This is a genomic window from Clostridium sp. CM039, from assembly GCF_055081075.1.
In genome coordinates this window covers 3546333-3564684 of the sequence record NZ_CM143649.1, presented here as the reverse complement: position 1 = coordinate 3564684, position 18352 = coordinate 3546333, and the positions used below count along the sequence as shown (strand labels likewise).

The window sequence follows — 18352 nt, the reverse complement described above, 5'->3', positions numbered from 1 at the left end:
AGATCTAAATACATTTGTATTTTCGGTAATAGAAAACATCTCATTTTATAATGGAGATATTCTTCTTTGGATAGTTTCCGATAGTCGCATTTAATATTTCTTCTCTATCTTTGGTTCCCCAGAAAATATAATTTACCTTCCGAAAACGAACTACAACAAATTGGTATAATAAAAATTAGTCTATATTTTTAATAGTGCTTACAACCGATGAAAGCTCTTTAGAAAGTTTTTTATAATTAACGTACTCAGGGTGATCAGGTGGGAACCCTACATCCATAGGACCACCTATAATATAAGTAACTCCCCTTGCAGTAATATATCTTTTACCTATACCATCCGACATACTTTCATCAAAATCGGGTGATTTTTTTACAATTTCAAAGAGCATACCTCCGGCTATAGGATTAACCGGCTTAAATTTTACGACCAACCCATTATTATCTTCTTCAACCGTATACTTATTTTTCCAAGATGCTGGGAAAGTAACAGAAAAGCCCAAATTATTACTGACATATTCTTGTGGTGATGCTGAGATATTTTTTTTTGGTGAAGGCACTGTTTCTTCAGGAGGTGCTGTTTGTTTTGAGGAAACTGCTTTTTCAGAAGGCACTGTTTTGGTTGAAGGAACCGTTTGTTTTGAAGAAACAGTCTTTTCAGAAGGTACTGTTTGTTTTGAGGAAACTGCTTTTTCAGAAGGTGCCATTTGATTTGAACAAACTGTTTTTTCAGAAGGCGTTGTTTTTTCTGGAGAAACAGTTTCTTCAGAAGAAGGCTGTGACTTTGAATCTTGTACTTCTTCAGATTGCTGTGGTTGCTGCGGTGATGCATCCTGTGAAGTAACTGATGGTTTTGTATTTGCAGCTTTTTCACTAGATGATGACTTTGTACTAGGTGCAGTATTACTAGCAATCTTTGTGCCCGTGGTGTTTTTATTTGTGGTAGTATTATTTTTATTTGGTTGTTTTTTACCTGTTATATAAAAAGTTCCGACTAAAATAATGAATACAATAACTATTATAGACCCTCTAACTAATTTTTTTTTAAATAATTCAATCATATCTATTCTCCTTTTAATTGTAGATTTATTATTAAAACATAAAATAATATAGCTATTGATCCAACATCCCAAACAATTAATAATATTGATATAGGTGTTAAATAAATATTATTATTTGATTTAATAATAGGTTTTTGTGTTTTAAAAGTTTCTGAAACATTACTAAATGATGTATTGTCAATAACTTTAGCATTGATTATAGTATATTCTGGTAAAATTCTTAGCGTAATATTTGGCATGGCAATATTCCTTATAATATACAAACTTAAATCTGCTTGTATATTATAAGGAATAAGCAATTTTAATAAGAGTAGCAACCTTCATTACCAGCCATTCTGAATCTGATATTTTAGGTAAATCTTTCATTGTTAACACCAACTGTAAGAACTAAAAATCATAATTGTCTACACTTGTATTCTACAAGCTTAGTGTAACAGAAAAATTTTCAAAGTCAATATTATTATACAATTTATGCATTATTATACTTTCATTCCTTATTTTATAGCGGCTCCCCAGGAGATGTTTTAACTCAACGGTACACAGCGGTTCTATAAGTAATATAAGTACCAATATAATATTTGGTTATACTGATTAGCCCTAGATTTTCTAGGGGTTTATCTTTATATTAAATATGCATAAACACAGAGGCGTATACTTCTTCTTACCCATTGGTCTAACTCTTTATATTGGCATCACAAACCAAACCAATAGTTCTACGGGTTAGAATTATTTTGATGAAGAGTATGTTATAATAATTAAAATATAAGTAATTTATAGGAAATTAGGTGTACATAAAAATAAATTAATTACCTCAATAAAACTTTAGTAATATAACATACCTTAAAAATAGCATTTTCTGAAGAAAGGAGAAGATCTCTTAAGTAACCTATAATTCACATGATTATGAAAGGAATGTATGTTTAGTGAAAAATAATAATGAATTTCTTGAAAACTATACGCAAATACCAGATAAACAGGCTATAAGAAAATTTATTTGGACTCTTGTTATCCTTGTAAATGTTTTTAATTATGGTGGATTATCCTATTATCAAGATTCTGTATTAAATATGCCTATACCAAATTCTATATTAACTTTATTAATTGCCATTATTTCTATTTTCGATTTAGGTTCATTAATTTTTTATATTTTTCCCAAGCGATTTAACAAAATAATTTGGTTATATACAGCTATCGCTTTTACAGGAACTTCAATTTTTAATTTCTTTATTTCTTCCTTGGTCTTCCTACATGAATTAAATAGCCCTATATCTTATTTAATTGTAATAATAAGTTTATTAATATATATACTTATTATTACTGCTATAATATTTAATATAAAAAATAAGTTAAAAAATGGTTATAGCAAAAAACATATTAATAAGGCATTTGTAGGAATATTTTCTTCCTTCTGTATTTCACTTGGAATAATTTTATCAAAACAAATAGAATTTAACAATATCGGTTTTGCAATTTCTCAATTAGTAATGGCTTATTTACTAATACTCCCATGCTCAGGATTTCATAAGTTTTATTTAATAATTAAAAACAAGGACAAATATAATAATCATGAATTAGGTAGTAATCCACTAAAAAAATAAAATTATGTTTTGCCTAATCAAATTTGTACAAAACTATAATCGTTGACTTTTTAAGAACTTGATCTAATAAAGTTTTGTACTATTAATACAAAACTTTAGATTTATTAATAATATTTTATGTTTTTTTAATAAATTTCTTATAATATAAACTTTTTACTTTAGGACCTAACAATATAAATAAAGTAGGCATAAATAAAATAACGTAAAAAACAGTATGAGATATTAGTGGTGTTGCTGTTTTAAGTGCATCATGAGCAGAAGAACTAATAAATATATATGGTATCCAAACATATAAATTTTCAAAATATTGTGGAGATTCTACTTGATTTATTATAATAAGTACTAAATAACATATAAAAACAGATAAAAAATTTTTAATTTTAGACTTCTCTTTTGTTAATAACATACCAAATACAAGATATAAAATCATAAATACAACTCTAATTATACATTCAGCATAGTAAGGATTGTAATTTTCGTAGAAAAGCCCATAGTCAGGAAAGCCAGGTGTGTTATAAATAATCATTGAATTGTTCCACTGATATATCTCGCTGTGGATAGAACATGAAATCATATAAGCTACGAAAGTAAAAATAGTTTGTATTAAAAATGAGTTTATATTATTTTTTACAATGATGGGAGTATATTTTGAATTTATTATATATATTGTGGATAACTAAAGGGTTAATAACTAGTCAATTTGACAGTTATTAACCCCTTACAGACATGAATCTTATTTTTTACTTCTATTTAGACATGCATCTTGCTTCTAGGATGTATGTCTAAAATTGTTTACTTTGCAAGTTCATATAGTGCATGAGCATATATCTTAGCATTCGTAATTAAATTGTCTATTGTGATATATTCATTTTTTTTATGAATAGTATCTGGTTCCCCTGGGAACATTGGTCCAAAGGCTACAGTATTAGGCATTTCTTTAGCATAAGTGCCTCCACCTATGGATAGCAATTTAGCTTCTTTTCCAGTCTGCTCAGCATAAACCTTTTGAAGTGCCTTAATAATTGGACTATTTGGTGAAAAATATAATGGTTCTTGATGTTCAAACTTTTCTACCCTTATTCCAGTTCCATCAATTTTACTATTAAATGGAGTCATCATATCCTCTAATTTCTTTGTTACAGGATATCTTAAATTTAAAGTCATTGTAGCTGAATTTTCATTCATATCTACAACTCCAACATTAAATGATAACTTACCTGAATTCTCATCTTCAAGGCAAACACCAAAAGACTCTCCGTGTGTTTCCATACCTATGTTTTCATTTAAAAACCCTACAAATTCTGACGCATCATTCGATCCAAGGTCTAATGTTCCAACGAAAGCAAATAATTGCATTATAGCATTTTTACCAAGTTCCGGTAAACTTCCATGAGCTGCTTCGCCTATAGATTTAATTATTACCATATCTTTATTAACTACTGCAGAAAGCTTGTAATTATTATCTTTTATAAAAATCTCCAACGCTTTAACAATGCTTTGTGCGTTAGTAGCCACGATTCCTGCCTCACAATAATCAGGTACTATGTTAGATACTTGACCACCCTTAATATATTTTATAAAGTTTTCACCCTTATTCTTGATCTTAAAATCTTTTACAATGTTAAAAATAGTTATACCTTTTTCTCCATTGATTATTGGATACTCTGCATCTGGAGTAAATCCAGCAACTGGTGCTTTTTCTTTTTCTAAGTAATATTCAAGTTCCTTGCTTCCGGTTTCTTCATTAGTTCCAAATAGAACTCTAATTCTTTTAGATATAGGCAATTTCGCATCTTTAATAGCTTTTAATCCATAAAGTGTTGCCATTATTGGTCCTTTATCATCTGTAGTTCCACGTCCGTACATTTTTCCATCATGAATTTCTGCAGCATAGGGTGGATGAATCCATCCTTCACCTTCAGGAACTACATCTAAGTGACCTAATGCTACAACATAATCTTCACCTTGTCCATATTCTGCATATCCAACATAACCATCTAAGTTAACTGTATTAAAGCCTAAATTCTTTGCAGTGTTTAAAGCACATTCTAGTGATTTAGCTACTCCATCGCCAAAAGGCATTCCTGGCTTAGCTTCACCTTCTACACTCTTAATTCTTATTATTTCTTGAGTAGACTTAACAATATCCTCTTTCATAACGTCAATTAATTTATTTAATTCCATATTCGTTCCCCCCCACTTATAGTCTACGTACGTAGCTTTATCTACATTCGTAGCTTTGTCTACATTCGTAGCTTTATCTACATTCGTAGCTTTATCTACATTCGTAGCTTAGTTAAGATATCATATTATTTATTATTATTTTTCAAAGGTAATCCATCCTTTTTGAGATAAATACCTCAGAAACATAATTAACCTATTAATAGCATTCTGCTCAGTATCATCAAATTTTTGAGCCAGAGCTAAAGCTATATCATAAACTGTTTTAGTGCCATCACAAAGTTGCCAAACCATAGAACCCATTTCATCGAGCTCTATATCATTAACTTTTGATTTTTTTATGAGCCATCTCACAAATTTTTCCACTGGCTTATTATGGTTAAAAAATAGTTTTACTTTTTTATCACTTACAGACCATTGTTCAATCTTTCTTAATGGCCTGTAAATCATAAAATTTTCTTGTGATTTTTCTTTGTTTTTTTTATTAAACATATATTTCTCCTACAAAGAAGTTAAGAGCCATAGTGGCTCTTAACTATATTTTTTCTTTATTTTTCTTTAAGTTAAATTTTGTTTACCATGTCTAATTTTAACATTAAACAGTAGTTTTGTCCACTTTTGTAGCAAACATGTAGATCCATAATCCTAATCCCAAGAACATTATTGCAGCGAATTCGGGGCTTGCGGATAAAGCTGGGAATAACTTCGCTCCAAATCCTATGTCAAGCTTCGCTGTTGCAACTCCTGCTACAACTATACCCATTAAAGCATCTCCTGCAACAAGTCCTGATGCAAGAAGTATACCTTTTTCCACTTGTACCTTTTGTTTTTCTTCGTCTTTCTTGAATTTCTTTTCAACTAATATTCTAATAATACCACCACAAAGAATAGCTGAGTTTAAATGTATTGGTAAATATATTCCAAGTGCAACTGGAAGTATTGGAATTCCTGCCATTTCACAGAATATCGCAATTGTAACTCCAACAAATACTAGAGCCCATGGAAGTTCACCAGTCATTACACCTTTGATAACCATTGACATTAATGTTGCTTGAGGTGCAGCAACGTCCTTACTACCTATACCGTATGTGCTATTAAGCATTAATAATACTCCGCCAGCAACTGCTGCTGCTGCAACTATTCCTAAATACATACCAATCTGAACACTCTTTGGTGTTCCACCAATAACGTAAGTTGTTTTTAAGCTTTGTGCAGTACCACCAGAAACACAGATAGCAACACAAACTATACCACCTACAATAACAGCTGCAATCATTCCTTTATCACCAACGTTACCTGTAATCTTTAATATTGATGTTACAAATAACAATGTAGCTATAGTCATTCCTGAAGCTGGATTATTTGAACATCCAATTAAACCAACCATTCTAGCTGATACAACTGCAAAGAAGAATGAGAATACAACTGCAAGTATTCCACCAACTATACCCACATTAATTATTGGTAACAACCATGAAAGTAAGAATACTAATACTGCTGCGCCTACAACCCAAGTTATTGGTGCCTCAATATCTGATCTTTTTTGGGTATTTGCCCCACCTGCTCCAATACCAGACATAGCTGATTTAAAAGATTTGATGATTGTTGGAGCTGATTTTCCAAGACTTATAAATCCACCTGCTGCAACCGCACCAGCGCCTATATATCTTATATAATTTTTCCAAATATCCCATGCTCCCATTTCACTAATAAGTTTTACTGATGGGAATAATGGTGCTTGCAAACCATGCCCAACATACATTATTAATGGCATAAGTCCAAACCATGCTATTAAAGAACCTCCAAACATATAAAGTGATGCTTGGACTCCAACTATATAACCGACACCCATAAGAGATGCTAACGTATCAACACCAAATAATGTTGATTGCACTGGTTTGATAGTCCATTCAGCTTCTTCGACCCAGAATTTAAATCCACCAGAGAATAATTTGAAAACTGCTCCTCCTATAAGTCCTGTCAATACTGCCTTAAATCCTGAACCCCCTTCACTACCAGTTACAAGAACTTCAGCAGCTGCCATACTTTCTGGATATATAAGGGTACCATGTTCTTCTACTATTAAGAAGCGTCGTAGAGGTGTAACAAATAGCACTCCTAAAAGTCCTCCAAGTAATGTTACAACAATTATAGTAGAGAGTTTTAATTCCATACCCCAAAGTATAATTGCTGGAAGTATAAATATAATTCCACCTGCTAATGATTCTCCCATAGCAGCAATTGAAGATACCATATTAGCCTCTAATATGTTATTTCTTTTAAATAAACCTTTAAGTATTCCTGTAGCCAAAATTGCTCCTGGAATACCTGCTGAAATTGTCATACCTACTTTAAGTCCTAAATAAGTGTTTGCAGCCGCAAATATCATTGCAAATACCATACCCATTATTATGGATATTGCCGTAAGTTCTGGCATTGCCTGACTCGCTGGTATAAACGGTAAGTAATCCTCACCTTTAATACCACCGTAAGCTGTATGAGACAGTTTTTTTGATTCCGCCATTATATATCCCCCTCTTGATTATATATGTTAATCATCTATTAATATAATTCATAATACCATATGTTGTAATAATAACTAATATGAAAATTTATCGTATTTAACCAAATTTTCTCATTTTAATAATTTTTCAGTTAAATCCCTACAAAATGCTCGTTTTAGCTTAATATATCACTATAATTTTATTCTTAATATGGCTTTTGAAACCGTACAATTTTTTTTATTCATTTTCAAATATTTAGTTAATGTTGATTTAAATTACATCTTAAAGTACAAAAGAATATTGGTGTTTTTTCATCAAATAAATTGCCAGTAAATGTAAAGCTTTACCATGGTTTTTTTATTGCAAAACCTTTTAGCTAGAGGGATACTAAATTCAATTATTAGACTATAATATAAATTCCTAACTAATTAATTTTCAAAAAATGAAAATAGCAGATATATAAACTTGCATTTATATCCTGCTATTTTATTATTTTAATTTTCCAAATCTACTAAACGGACTAATTATAATTCCTGCCTTACCCATTATATCTTTTTTAGGTATAAAAGGTTTATCCCAATATCTTGCATCTAGAGAATCTACTCTATTGTCACCCATAAAGAAGTAACTATCTGCTGGCACTTTATATTTCCCTGTTTTACCACCTGGATATACAACATAACTTTCATTTATTTTTTTATTATTTATATATACAGATCCATCTTCTTTAACTTCTACTATATCATTTGGAAGTCCAATAAGCCTCTTTATTAAATCTTCACCCAATTCATCAGAATGAAATACTACTATATCTCCATGTTTAAGGTTATTTTTGTTATGAACTATTGTTACTAAAATCTTATCATTCAGATGTATTGTTGGTAGCATAGATCCAGTCGGAACAGTTACATTAAAGAAAACAACCTTGCGTATTACAAATGCTATTATAACGGCCACTACTATAGGTACTATCCAATCTTGAAATATTTTTTTAATAAAGTCCATAATTATCTCCTCCGAAATCTAACACATTAATATCTTATCACAATATTTACAATATATCAGTAATTAAAATTTATTTTCTTGTTAAATCATCTATTGCGGAGCTGCAATATAATTTGGTATATAAAGGTGAAAAGAGAAGCCGACCTATTAAAAGTCACTTCTCCAAATTTGACGGAAATATATAAAATTACTGTATGTACTATTCCATGCGATGCGCAAAATGTTCCATGATTTTTGCCCAAATACGTTGTGTTTCGATGAATTCAGCATAATGTTTTTCCACATTTCTATTGTATTTCTCGAGTTCTGCCAAGACATTAATAAACTCAGGCTTTCCAAAATAAGCACTGATTTTAGGCAATGTTACTCTCAGCTGCTCTTTTATCTCTCTAATCTTATCCGTGTAGTGATCTGGCTGAGTTATATAGAGCAGTAATGGCTTATAACGGATCCAACCTATACATGCATTATAAAAGCGAGTTTTAACCTTGTCCGTATCAGCTTTGATAAACTTCAATCGAATTGGGAGAACGCCTTCTAAAAGGTGATTATATGTAGAAAATCCGTCATGGAATGTGTAACATGGCACCCTCAAAACTTTTCTCTCACTTAGACATGTGCTTAAAAAAGTATCCTCCCCTCTAGCTCCTGGTGGATTGTAAAAAGGGAAAATACGCTTAGGCTCAGTTAGGTTAATACACAGATTAGCACCTGAGATGAATTTAGAATGATTTATTTCTTCTACCTCTCTGGCCTCATGGCTAGTCAATGTCTTTGTATCTGCATATGTTATCCCACCATTTTTCATAACAGATTTTAATTTATCCCACTTAATAATATCATTACTAATAGCCTCAATAAAAGACCTAAAATCACCTTCGGTCATAGTGTCATTGAATTCCATATATGGAATTGGAGATATATAACCACAGTGATGTCCGTGAGTGATGTCTGCTTCAGTGATATTATTAAGATGTTCTGCCAAAACAAACTGACCTCCCCAAATTGCAGTATCAAGCGTATTAGTTACTGCCATTGGGTATTCGTCATCATCCAAAAAAACAAGATAATCCATTTTGTTTTTTATAGCATTATATAGCACAGCGTTACGCTTGGCTGCATATCCTTTGCCAAAAATCATTTGAGTCTCCTCAAAACTAATGACGTTTTCTCTAATTAAATAATCAATTTCTTCTTTTATAGCAACGCTTCCAATAAATTTACTACTATCAATTTGCTTTACCAAATCGGGATGTACATTTGTGTAATCAGTTATTTCAGTTTTATTATAATGAAGATCATAGGCAACAAAAAGGTTTAAACTTAACCTTTTATCTGCTACCAAACCAGATTCCTTCCAATTGCTTATGTTAGTTCTCAGCACCTTTTGAAAACTCTTTCTTCCCGTCGCAAAACCTATTCCGACTTTAATCTCTTTGACGTTCGGCATTTAATCACTCCCTTTTATGAAAACCTTATGGTAAAGTCTTTCTGTATTGTATATTATACCATAACTAACCCATAAAATCACAAATAGCATTTCAGACTAAATACTACATTTTTCTTTGTCCAAATTATATTTTAATTAGACATTATTTATTATATATTGCTTTTTTTCTTGCAAAAATAAAGGGAGTCGTGAAATTCATGGATTTTCAATTTAAGTGTTATGACCTCAGGGACTTCGGCTTCCTGTTAATCGAAGCACATTTTCTAAACAGAGGTCATATAATGATTTTGTAATACTATGAAAGGATTAGCAATATGTATAATGTTTATGACCCATATCCTTATGGTGTTAATACACCTATGTATAACCCATACAATATGTATAATCTTTATAGAACCTATCAATGTCCTTATTACATTAACCCATTAATGCATACCTCAACTGATGAAATAGAGTATGATTCAATTCAGTTAAAGGATTATGGACCAGAACCGTTTGTAGTTAATATTAATGAGGCTACTAAGCAAAACAATACTTATCGTACCGCTTTATGGACAGGAAGCCATTTGCAACTTACCTTGATGAGCATCAAGGTTGGGGAAGATATAGGTTTAGAGGTTCATCCAGATCTTGATCAATTTATACGTGTTGAAGAAGGGCAAGGGCTTGTTAAAATGGGTGATAGTAAATATAACTTGGATTTTCAAAAAAACGTCTATGATGATTTTGCATTCATCATACCTGCTGGTAAATGGCACAATTTAATCAATACAGGTGACATACCACTTAAATTGTACTCTATTTATGCACCACCTCAACATCCACATGGTACAGTTCATGAAACTAAAGCAGATGCAGAAGCTGCTGAAGAGAACCACGACCACTTATATCAAAATGGACAAAGAGCTCTTAGGCAAAACAAGGAATTTACCTTAAGTGAACTTGCTCAGTATGATGGTACTATGGGAAACCCTGCTTATGTAGCAGTTAACGGAATTGTATATGATTTAAGCGCTAATTCAAAATGAAGCGGTGCTACACACTATGGCTTAACTGCTGGTAAAGATTTAAGCTCTCAGTTTGAAAGCTGCCATGGAGTATCAAGCAAACTAGCTAAGCTTCCTAAGGTTGGTGTGCTTAAAGTATAAGCAAAAAAACTATAAAATAAAATGAGATAACTTAAATACTAAGCTATCTCATTTTATTTTTATACTCTAGTAATAGTAACCTCTTGCTATTTTTGTGTCTCTTGATAAACCAAATGCGGTCTTCCGGGCTATTGTTCGCATTTTGATTTTAATTCGTTAAATAAGAATATTATATATTAACAAAACTAAACATTTAGTATTTCATTTGAAATTTCTTCAAATCTTTCATCAGTTATACCAAGTTTTTTCTTAAATATTTCATCTTCCATTCTTACAGTAATTATCTTGTTAGGAGATATCTCCTTAATAATATTTTTTATCTTCTGAATTGATTCTTCATCATCGGTATAGCCCTTTAGAATAGTTACTTCTAATATAAATTTGCCTTTATATTGCTCTCTAAAAGCTTTCATATTTGAAATATGATTCTCAAAAGTATACCCTCCAATTGGCCGCTGGATTTTTTGAAAATCTTCATTTGAAATAACCTTTATTTCGCCAATAACTTCCTCACACATGTTAGCAATCTCTTTAAATTCTAGCCAATTTAGAATATAACCGTTTGATAGCAGCTTAACTTGCAACCCTTTACCTTTAATAATATTAATCACATCAATAATTTTTTCATTCACTAAAGCTTCACCTTTTGAGTTAATAAAGATTACTTCTGCTTTTGTACTTTCTATCATACCTTCTAGTTCAATCAATGAACTATCTGTTTTATCAAATGATTTTTGGGTATCTACTTTATTTGGCGACCTTCCAATAGGACAAAATATGCAGTCAAAATTACAATGCTTTTCAGGCAGTATATTTACTTCCAGTACCCTTTTACCATCTTCAATATAAATCTCTTTATAACTAAACCCACCCATTGCTATATCCTCCTAAAATTACTCTATTACTACTTCCTTATTATTGATATCTAAAATTGAAATTTTGCTTGTTCCACCTAAATTGTCTTGTACTGCTTTTGCTAGTTCTTTTAATGCGTCCTGAAACTCTATTAATCTACTTTCATCAGTTAATTCAATACATAAAAAAGCATTAGTTGTATTTTCAGTAAGCATTGTTCTTACTGCTTCACGCCAATTCCAGCACCTGCAAATTGCTCCCTCATTATCTTTATATATTATCTCACCTTCATATGGTGGTTCACTTTTATCCGTTCCTAATGTAATAAAATTTTCATTTCCAACTGCCTTAGTCAATCTTATATCAGAAGCAAATGTATCGATATCCTCACCACCGCAGGGCAATGCATATCTTAATGAAATACAGTTGTAAATATCAACTAGTGGATTAATAGTCCCTAAATGATTTCCATTATTCACTCTCTTTAGTAACGCTTCTATTGATGCCCTTGCACCCTTCTTTGTTTTAAACTTTTGAAATGCCTCTCTCCATACTTTTATAACTTCGTTACTGCTAAATTCTGCATTCTGCAAATATTTTAAGGCTTCCTTTTCTGAATTTAAAATCATTTCCTTATATGTTTCTTTATCTTTTATAGTGTTATCTATTCCATAACAAACAACAACTCCGATCCGTGCACTGGGAAATAGGCTCCAAAAATCATCTTCAATGACAAACTTTTTCATTAAAATTCCTCCTTCATATTAAAATGTGATAGCTACATATTTTACCCTTATCACTTTTCTTTAGCTAATAGTCTACTTATTTTTTGCTATTTCTAAACTATATACGATACCACTCTCAACAATTGCGATAATGGATTGATCATCATCTATAAAAAATTGCGGGCGGATGGATAAATTGTATTTTTTAATAAAAGAAATGGTGTCTACATTATAACCTTCTCGTTGCAAAATAAAGGGCTGATCCCTGATATCTTCAATGGTAACATATTTAGAATGAACAGGTTTGAAATTTTTCGGTGTAATGCATAAAAGTCTATCGATATACAGCGGCGTTTCTACCAAATCTTCCTTAACAGGCAAAGTAGAAAGGCCAATACCTACAACACCCGTTTTTGCCCAGAAAAGAACATCTTCATAATCACCTTGCATAATATTGATATCAATATTGGGACTCTCGTCTGAGGGAACATAAAACACACTATATTAAATTACTCAAATCCTCTAACCCTTTGCTACCAGCCTATTTTCTCTCTATCCTCGCAACGCACTCTACATGAGCCGTCTGTGGGAACATATCCACAGGTTGAATTTCTAAAGTTTTATATCCAAGTTCATCTAAAATCCCAAGATCTCGAGCTAAAGTGCCTGGATCACAAGAGACATATACTATAGTTTTAGGCTTCATGCTACTAATTGCTTCTAAAAGAGTTTTGTCACAACCCTTTCTTGGCGGGTCAACTACCACAACATCAGCTTTTACTCCCTGATGAAGAAGCTCTGGAATAATTTTTTCTGCCTCGCCTAGTATAAATTCTGTATTAGATATATTGTTTTCTTTTGCATTTATTTTAGCATTTTCAATGGCCTCGGGTATTATCTCTACTCCATATACTTTTTTAGCCTTCTGAGATAAAAATAAGGATATAGTGCCTGTACCACAATAAGCATCAAGCACCACTTCTCCACCACTTAAATTTGCATACTCTAGCGCTTTACTGTACAGCACTTTTGTTTGTATTGAATTAACTTGAAAAAAGGATAGTGGAGAAACTTCAAATTTAAATTCGCCTATGTAATCTGTTATAGTATCTTTTCCCCATAGAGTTACGCATTTCGCTCCTAATATTACATTTGTTTTTTCACTATTAATATTTTGGATTACACTCACTAATCCTTTGATTTTTTTAGTCATTAAGGCTATAAATTCTTCTTTGTAAAGAAGTGTTTTACCATTAGTAACTAATACCACCATTACTTCTCCAGTCTCAATCCCTTTTCTAATCATAATATGTCGAAGATTGCCTTGGTGATTTTCCTCATTATAACACTCGATATTAAACTCTTTTATCCATTGTCTTGTTAGCTTTACCACAAGATCTGCAACTGTATCTTGAATATGGCAATTTTCCATATTTATTATGTCATGACTTCTTTGCGCATAAAACCCAATATTCACTATAGAATTTATATTGCTAACAGGTAGTTGAACCTTATTTCTATAATTATAAGGACGCTCCATGCCTATTGTAGAATGTACTATGACCTCTTCTAATTTCCCTATCCTATTTATAACCTGTACTACTCTATTAGTTTTAAAATCCAATTGGGCCTTATAGTCTATATGTTGCACGTTACAACCGCCACAGTTCTTGTATATACTGCAAACTGGATCTATTCTACTTGCTGATTCCTCAATTATCTCTAATAGTTTACCAAAAGCAAAGTTTTTAGAAACCTTAACAATTTTTATTTTTACCACTTCACCTATAATTGCACCAGCTACAAAAACGGTAAAATTATCTATTTTGCCTACACCTTCGCCCTCATATCCCATATTATCTATTGTCATTATATAATCTTCATTTTTTTTAACAGGAATAATATAATCATCAAACTTTCTCTTACTTTTCATTGTTTTTCCTCCCTAATTCTACCTTATCCTCTTTACTAAAGCACATGAAAATAAATAGCAAGCAAGCTATGCTCGTATATTTACTCCCATGTGCTTATTAATTTTGATTTTATAATACCTAAAAAATGCCTACATCACAATTTAAAAAAATTCTATTATTCTTTAAAAGTCTCACATTGTGTTTTTTCAGTAGTTAAAGCACCTGTACCATTAACCATAATATTATCTGCAGCACATAAATTTTCTCTATTGTGTATACAATTTTTAGCAATGCATCTAATATTTGGACTCATCTCTATAGAGCCACTATTAAATACTTGTTTAAATTCACCAACTACATTCATATTAAGTACATTAGTTAATGAATTCTTTAATCCTTTTTCAGCAAATGTTTCACACTTCGTTGCCTCACTACTATGAGCATTTGACCCCGAGACATCGATAGTACTAGCTGAGCAAATTCCTGACATATTATTGACGCAATTTGTTGCGCTGCAACTTAGCGTTCCGCTCATGTTTATCACTCCCACTACTTATTTCTTATTATAATCTGTAGCTTTAGCTTTTATTATACTATAAAAACGAAAAATAAGTATAATAATTATTATTTTGCGAAAGCTGTTCCTTATATAATAAAAAAAAGCACCATGTAGGTGCTAAAAAAAAAATCAGTTGCCATGTTGTTTTGTTTACACTTATAACTATATCCATATTTGTTTTCAATATACATGTCTATTGAAATTTTAAAAAAAGATTGCCAGTTAACTGACAATCTCTTGAGCTATAAACTCATTTTTTTTAGTTTTTTACATTAGCCCTACCACTATACACAATGCCTCTAGCTGCATCCATTGTTATAAATGAACCAGTTTTAATAACTTCTTCTGCTCCTATTGCACTATATATTATTGGAATTTCTCTTGATGTACATTCAATAACAACACTTGAACTTAATTCATCTTCTTCTACAATAATTCCTGAAACTCTATCTAATATGTCAATATATTCTCTATTTAATGTTTTCATTACTAAAATGTCTCCATCTCTCATAGTGTCTTTAGCTTCTTTTGCACTTTTTACATAATAAGCTGTACCACAAGCTGAAGCACTTATATTTCCCTTACCTTGAAGTAATATATCACCAACAATATGAACTTTCATCATATTTGTACTACCTACATAATTTGCTGGAATTCCAGCAGCAATAACTACTAAATCTCCCTTTTCTACATAGCCTTCTTTTAAAGCAATATTTACAGATTTATCTATAAGTTCATCTGTAGATTCTACCTTCTCTTCACATATTGCAACTACACCCCAGTTTAATGCAAGACTTCTAGCTATCTTTTCATAAGGAGTAACAGCTATAACAGGGCATTCTGGTCTGTAAGCTGAAACTTTTTTAGCTGTACTACCACTTTGAGTTGCAGTAATAATAGCTGAAGCCTTAAGTTCCATAGCTGTATTGCAAGTAGCTAAACTAATGGCATTTGGTACATTAGGAATGTGATATTTGCCCTTATTCTTTAAATTCTCTTCATAATTAAGAGCATTTTCAGCAGCTTTTGCTATTTTAGACATTATAGTTACTGCCTCTACAGGGTATTTACCATTAGCAGTTTCACCACTGAGCATTATAGCATCTGTACCATCGAATATTGCATTTGCAACATCTGATGACTCGGCTCTAGTTGGTCTTGGATTTCTCATCATAGAATCTAACATTTGAGTAGCTGTTATAACTGCCTTTCCAGCAGCATTACACTTTTGGATAATCATTTTTTGAACTATTGGAACTTCTTCAGTAGGGATTTCAACTCCTAAATCTCCTCTTGCAACCATAATACCATCAGAGAATTTAATAATATCATCAATATTATTAACCCCTTCTCTATTTTCGATCTTAGAGAAAATTTGTATATCTCCGCCACCATTTTCGTTAAGTACACATCTTATATCAAGTACATCTGATGCTTTTCTTATAAAAGATGCTGCAACAAAATCAACACCTTGCTCAGCTCCAAATTTTAAATCACTGATATCTTGCTCTGTAAGTGCAGGTAAGTTTATTGAAACACCAGGCACATTAACTCCTTTATGGTTACCTATCATACCAGTATTTGCAACCTTGCAATGTATTCTTTTACCTTTTACTTGTTCTACAATAAGTCCCACTAAACCATCATCTATTAGTATAGTATCATTCGGTTTAACATCTTCATATAATTTATTGTATGTTACTGAACAAATAGTTTCATCTCCAACAACTTCTTCACCACAAACAACAGTAAATTTTGCGCCTTCCTTTAATTCAACTTTACCAGCTGCAAAATTTCCTGTTCTGATTTCTGGTCCCTTAGTGTCTAGTATTATAGCAATATGTTTATTAAGCTCTGATCGTAGCTCTTTTACTAAGTCCATTCTTATCTTATGTTCTGCATGATCTCCGTGAGAAAAATTATGCCTTGAAGCATCCATTCCCGCATCAATTAAGCTTTTTATAGTTTCACTATTGTCACTTGCTGGCCCTACTGTACAGATAATTTTAGTTTTTTTCATAAATTACTCCTCTTATTGTTAGTTTTTTTTATTTAATACATTATTACGTTGTCTTATATTTAAATCCCTTAGCAGATGCGCAACTCTGAAAGAGATGATTAACAGCTCTGAAAAAGAGATTATTAGTAAGAAAGAATTTTTGAAATATGATAAAGTCTTTCATTAAATTTTCTTGGTATTTCTAATGCTTCATTGATGTCTTCATCCATTATTTTGCCATCTTTCATACCAATTACTCTTCCTGATTTACCTTCTATAAGAACTTCTACAGCTGCTACTCCCATTCTTGAAGCAAGCATTCTATCAAAGGCACTTGGGCTTCCACCTCTTTGAATATGGCCGAGTATTGTAGCTCTTGATTCAATTCCTGTTGTTTCTTCTACTTGCTTTGCAAGTTCATTTGCTCCGCCTACACCTTCAGCAAGAATTATCAGATTGTGCATTTTGCCTCTTAGTTTACCCTCAAATATAGTTTTGCATAAACCATCTATTTCATACCCTTTTTCAGGAATAATAACTTCTTCAGCCCCTCCGCCAATACCAGCGTATAAGGCTATATCTCCACAATTTCTTCCCATTACTTCAACTACACTAACTCTTTCATGAGAACTTGATGTATCTCTTATTTTATTTATAGCATCCAGTACTGTATTTAGTGCTGTATCAAATCCTATAGAATATTCACTATAAGGCAGATCATTATCAATAGTTCCAGGTATACCAACCGTTGCAATACCTAAATCTGATAAAAGTTGTGCTCCTTTGAAAGAACCATCTCCTCCAATTACTACTAATCCATCAATCCCAAATACTCTTAATACATTAACTGCCTTTGCTCTTCCAGCTTCTGTTTTAAATTCTTCACAACGGGCAGTTCTAAGAATAGTTCCACCTCTATGTATTATATCCGAAACAGAATGTCTATCCATATCAAAAATTTCACCGTTTATAAGGCCACTATATCCTCTTTTTACGCCCATAACTCTTATGCCTTTAAATATACCCATTCTAACTACTGCTCTAATGGCTGCATTCATTCCCGGTGCGTCGCCTCCACTTGTTAATACCGCAATTGTTTTCATAAAAATAACCTCCTTGTTGTTCTCTGTCTAAGATATCAACTATTGATTGTTACCTTATTGTACCAGAGGGACAAGTATAGTCCCACTGTAATTATAATATATTTATGTTTCCAAACAAAACATTACTACTAATTTTAAAATACCTTTATAGTCTAATATTATACAAATTTCTCGAAATATTCAACATTTTATATGAAAAAAAATATTTTTTTATTAAATGGTATAGTATTAACACTTTGTAAACCTTTTATTGAA

Annotated in this window: 16 protein-coding genes and 1 pseudogene; 2 read left to right on the top strand and 15 right to left on the bottom strand. The window is 31.7% G+C overall.

Going from position 1 to position 18352, the window contains the following annotated elements; translation table 11 throughout:
- Positions 1 to 175: 175 nt before the first annotated feature.
- Positions 176 to 1057 carry a hypothetical protein gene (locus tag ACWJJ2_RS16700; RefSeq protein ID WP_216302662.1) on the bottom strand — a complete coding sequence of 294 codons (882 nt, stop codon included), beginning with the start codon at positions 1055 to 1057 and terminating at the stop codon, positions 176 to 178.
- Between the two features lie 2 nt (positions 1058 to 1059).
- Entirely contained in the window at positions 1060 to 1296 is a 237-nt protein-coding gene (locus ACWJJ2_RS16695) for a hypothetical protein (protein WP_268064073.1), read from the bottom strand.
- A gap of 684 nt (positions 1297 to 1980) precedes the next feature.
- Here ACWJJ2_RS16695 and ACWJJ2_RS16690 point away from each other — a divergent pair.
- Positions 1981 to 2655 (top strand): hypothetical protein, encoded by a 675-nt coding sequence (locus tag ACWJJ2_RS16690; RefSeq protein ID WP_216302660.1) that lies wholly within the window; start codon positions 1981 to 1983, stop codon positions 2653 to 2655.
- A 115-nt stretch (positions 2656 to 2770) separates the two neighbouring features.
- Here the strand turns inward: ACWJJ2_RS16690 and ACWJJ2_RS16685 are convergent, their stop codons facing one another.
- From ACWJJ2_RS16685 to ACWJJ2_RS16660, 6 genes are all read right to left on the bottom strand, one after another.
- Positions 2771 to 3181, bottom strand: coding sequence for a hypothetical protein (locus ACWJJ2_RS16685; RefSeq protein ID WP_216302659.1), 411 nt, complete (start codon positions 3179 to 3181; stop codon positions 2771 to 2773).
- Positions 3182 to 3447: 266 nt separating this feature from the next.
- Positions 3448 to 4839, bottom strand: a complete 1392-nt coding sequence (gene pepV / locus ACWJJ2_RS16680; protein ID WP_462953570.1) for a dipeptidase PepV — start codon at positions 4837 to 4839, stop codon at positions 3448 to 3450.
- 135 nt (positions 4840 to 4974) lie between these two features.
- Entirely contained in the window at positions 4975 to 5328 is a 354-nt protein-coding gene (locus ACWJJ2_RS16675) for a PqqD family protein (protein ID WP_216302657.1), read from the bottom strand.
- 103 nt (positions 5329 to 5431) lie between these two features.
- Positions 5432 to 7360, bottom strand: coding sequence for an OPT family oligopeptide transporter (locus tag ACWJJ2_RS16670; protein WP_462952762.1), 1929 nt, complete (start codon positions 7358 to 7360; stop codon positions 5432 to 5434).
- Positions 7361 to 7829: 469 nt separating this feature from the next.
- The gene (lepB, locus tag ACWJJ2_RS16665) at positions 7830 to 8345 is read right to left on the bottom strand and encodes a signal peptidase I (protein WP_216302655.1); all 516 of its coding nucleotides are present in this window, start codon (positions 8343 to 8345) and stop codon (positions 7830 to 7832) included.
- 199 nt (positions 8346 to 8544) lie between these two features.
- Complete coding sequence (locus ACWJJ2_RS16660; protein ID WP_216302654.1) at positions 8545 to 9795, bottom strand: hypothetical protein; 1251 nt, start codon at positions 9793 to 9795, stop codon at positions 8545 to 8547.
- A 314-nt stretch (positions 9796 to 10109) separates the two neighbouring features.
- Between ACWJJ2_RS16660 and ACWJJ2_RS16655 the strand changes: the two are divergent.
- Positions 10110 to 10673 (top strand): annotated as a pseudogene (locus ACWJJ2_RS16655) (cupin domain-containing protein); the annotation flags it as partial.
- A 455-nt stretch (positions 10674 to 11128) separates the two neighbouring features.
- Here ACWJJ2_RS16655 and ACWJJ2_RS16650 read toward each other — a convergent pair.
- The 7 genes from ACWJJ2_RS16650 to pfkA all read right to left on the bottom strand — a co-directional run bounded on the left by ACWJJ2_RS16650 (position 11129) and on the right by pfkA (position 18097).
- Entirely contained in the window at positions 11129 to 11818 is a 690-nt protein-coding gene (locus ACWJJ2_RS16650) for a radical SAM protein (protein WP_216302652.1), read from the bottom strand.
- An 18-nt stretch (positions 11819 to 11836) separates the two neighbouring features.
- Positions 11837 to 12544, bottom strand: coding sequence for a B3/B4 domain-containing protein (locus tag ACWJJ2_RS16645; RefSeq protein WP_216302651.1), 708 nt, complete (start codon positions 12542 to 12544; stop codon positions 11837 to 11839).
- Positions 12545 to 12616: 72 nt separating this feature from the next.
- A complete protein-coding gene (locus tag ACWJJ2_RS16640; protein ID WP_220320109.1) occupies positions 12617 to 12973 on the bottom strand; it encodes a LysR family transcriptional regulator substrate-binding protein in 357 nt (118 codons plus the stop codon).
- A gap of 91 nt (positions 12974 to 13064) precedes the next feature.
- Complete coding sequence (gene rlmD / locus ACWJJ2_RS16635; RefSeq protein WP_462953569.1) at positions 13065 to 14456, bottom strand: 23S rRNA (uracil(1939)-C(5))-methyltransferase RlmD; 1392 nt, start codon at positions 14454 to 14456, stop codon at positions 13065 to 13067.
- A 155-nt stretch (positions 14457 to 14611) separates the two neighbouring features.
- On the bottom strand, positions 14612 to 14971 hold the full coding sequence (locus ACWJJ2_RS16630) for a DUF1540 domain-containing protein (protein ID WP_462953568.1): 360 nt from the start codon (positions 14969 to 14971) through the stop codon (positions 14612 to 14614).
- Between the two features lie 283 nt (positions 14972 to 15254).
- Positions 15255 to 17015 (bottom strand): pyruvate kinase, encoded by a 1761-nt coding sequence (gene pyk / locus ACWJJ2_RS16625; RefSeq protein WP_216302647.1) that lies wholly within the window; start codon positions 17013 to 17015, stop codon positions 15255 to 15257.
- 122 nt (positions 17016 to 17137) lie between these two features.
- Positions 17138 to 18097 (bottom strand): 6-phosphofructokinase, encoded by a 960-nt coding sequence (gene pfkA / locus ACWJJ2_RS16620; protein ID WP_216302646.1) that lies wholly within the window; start codon positions 18095 to 18097, stop codon positions 17138 to 17140.
- Positions 18098 to 18352: the final 255 nt, after the last annotated feature.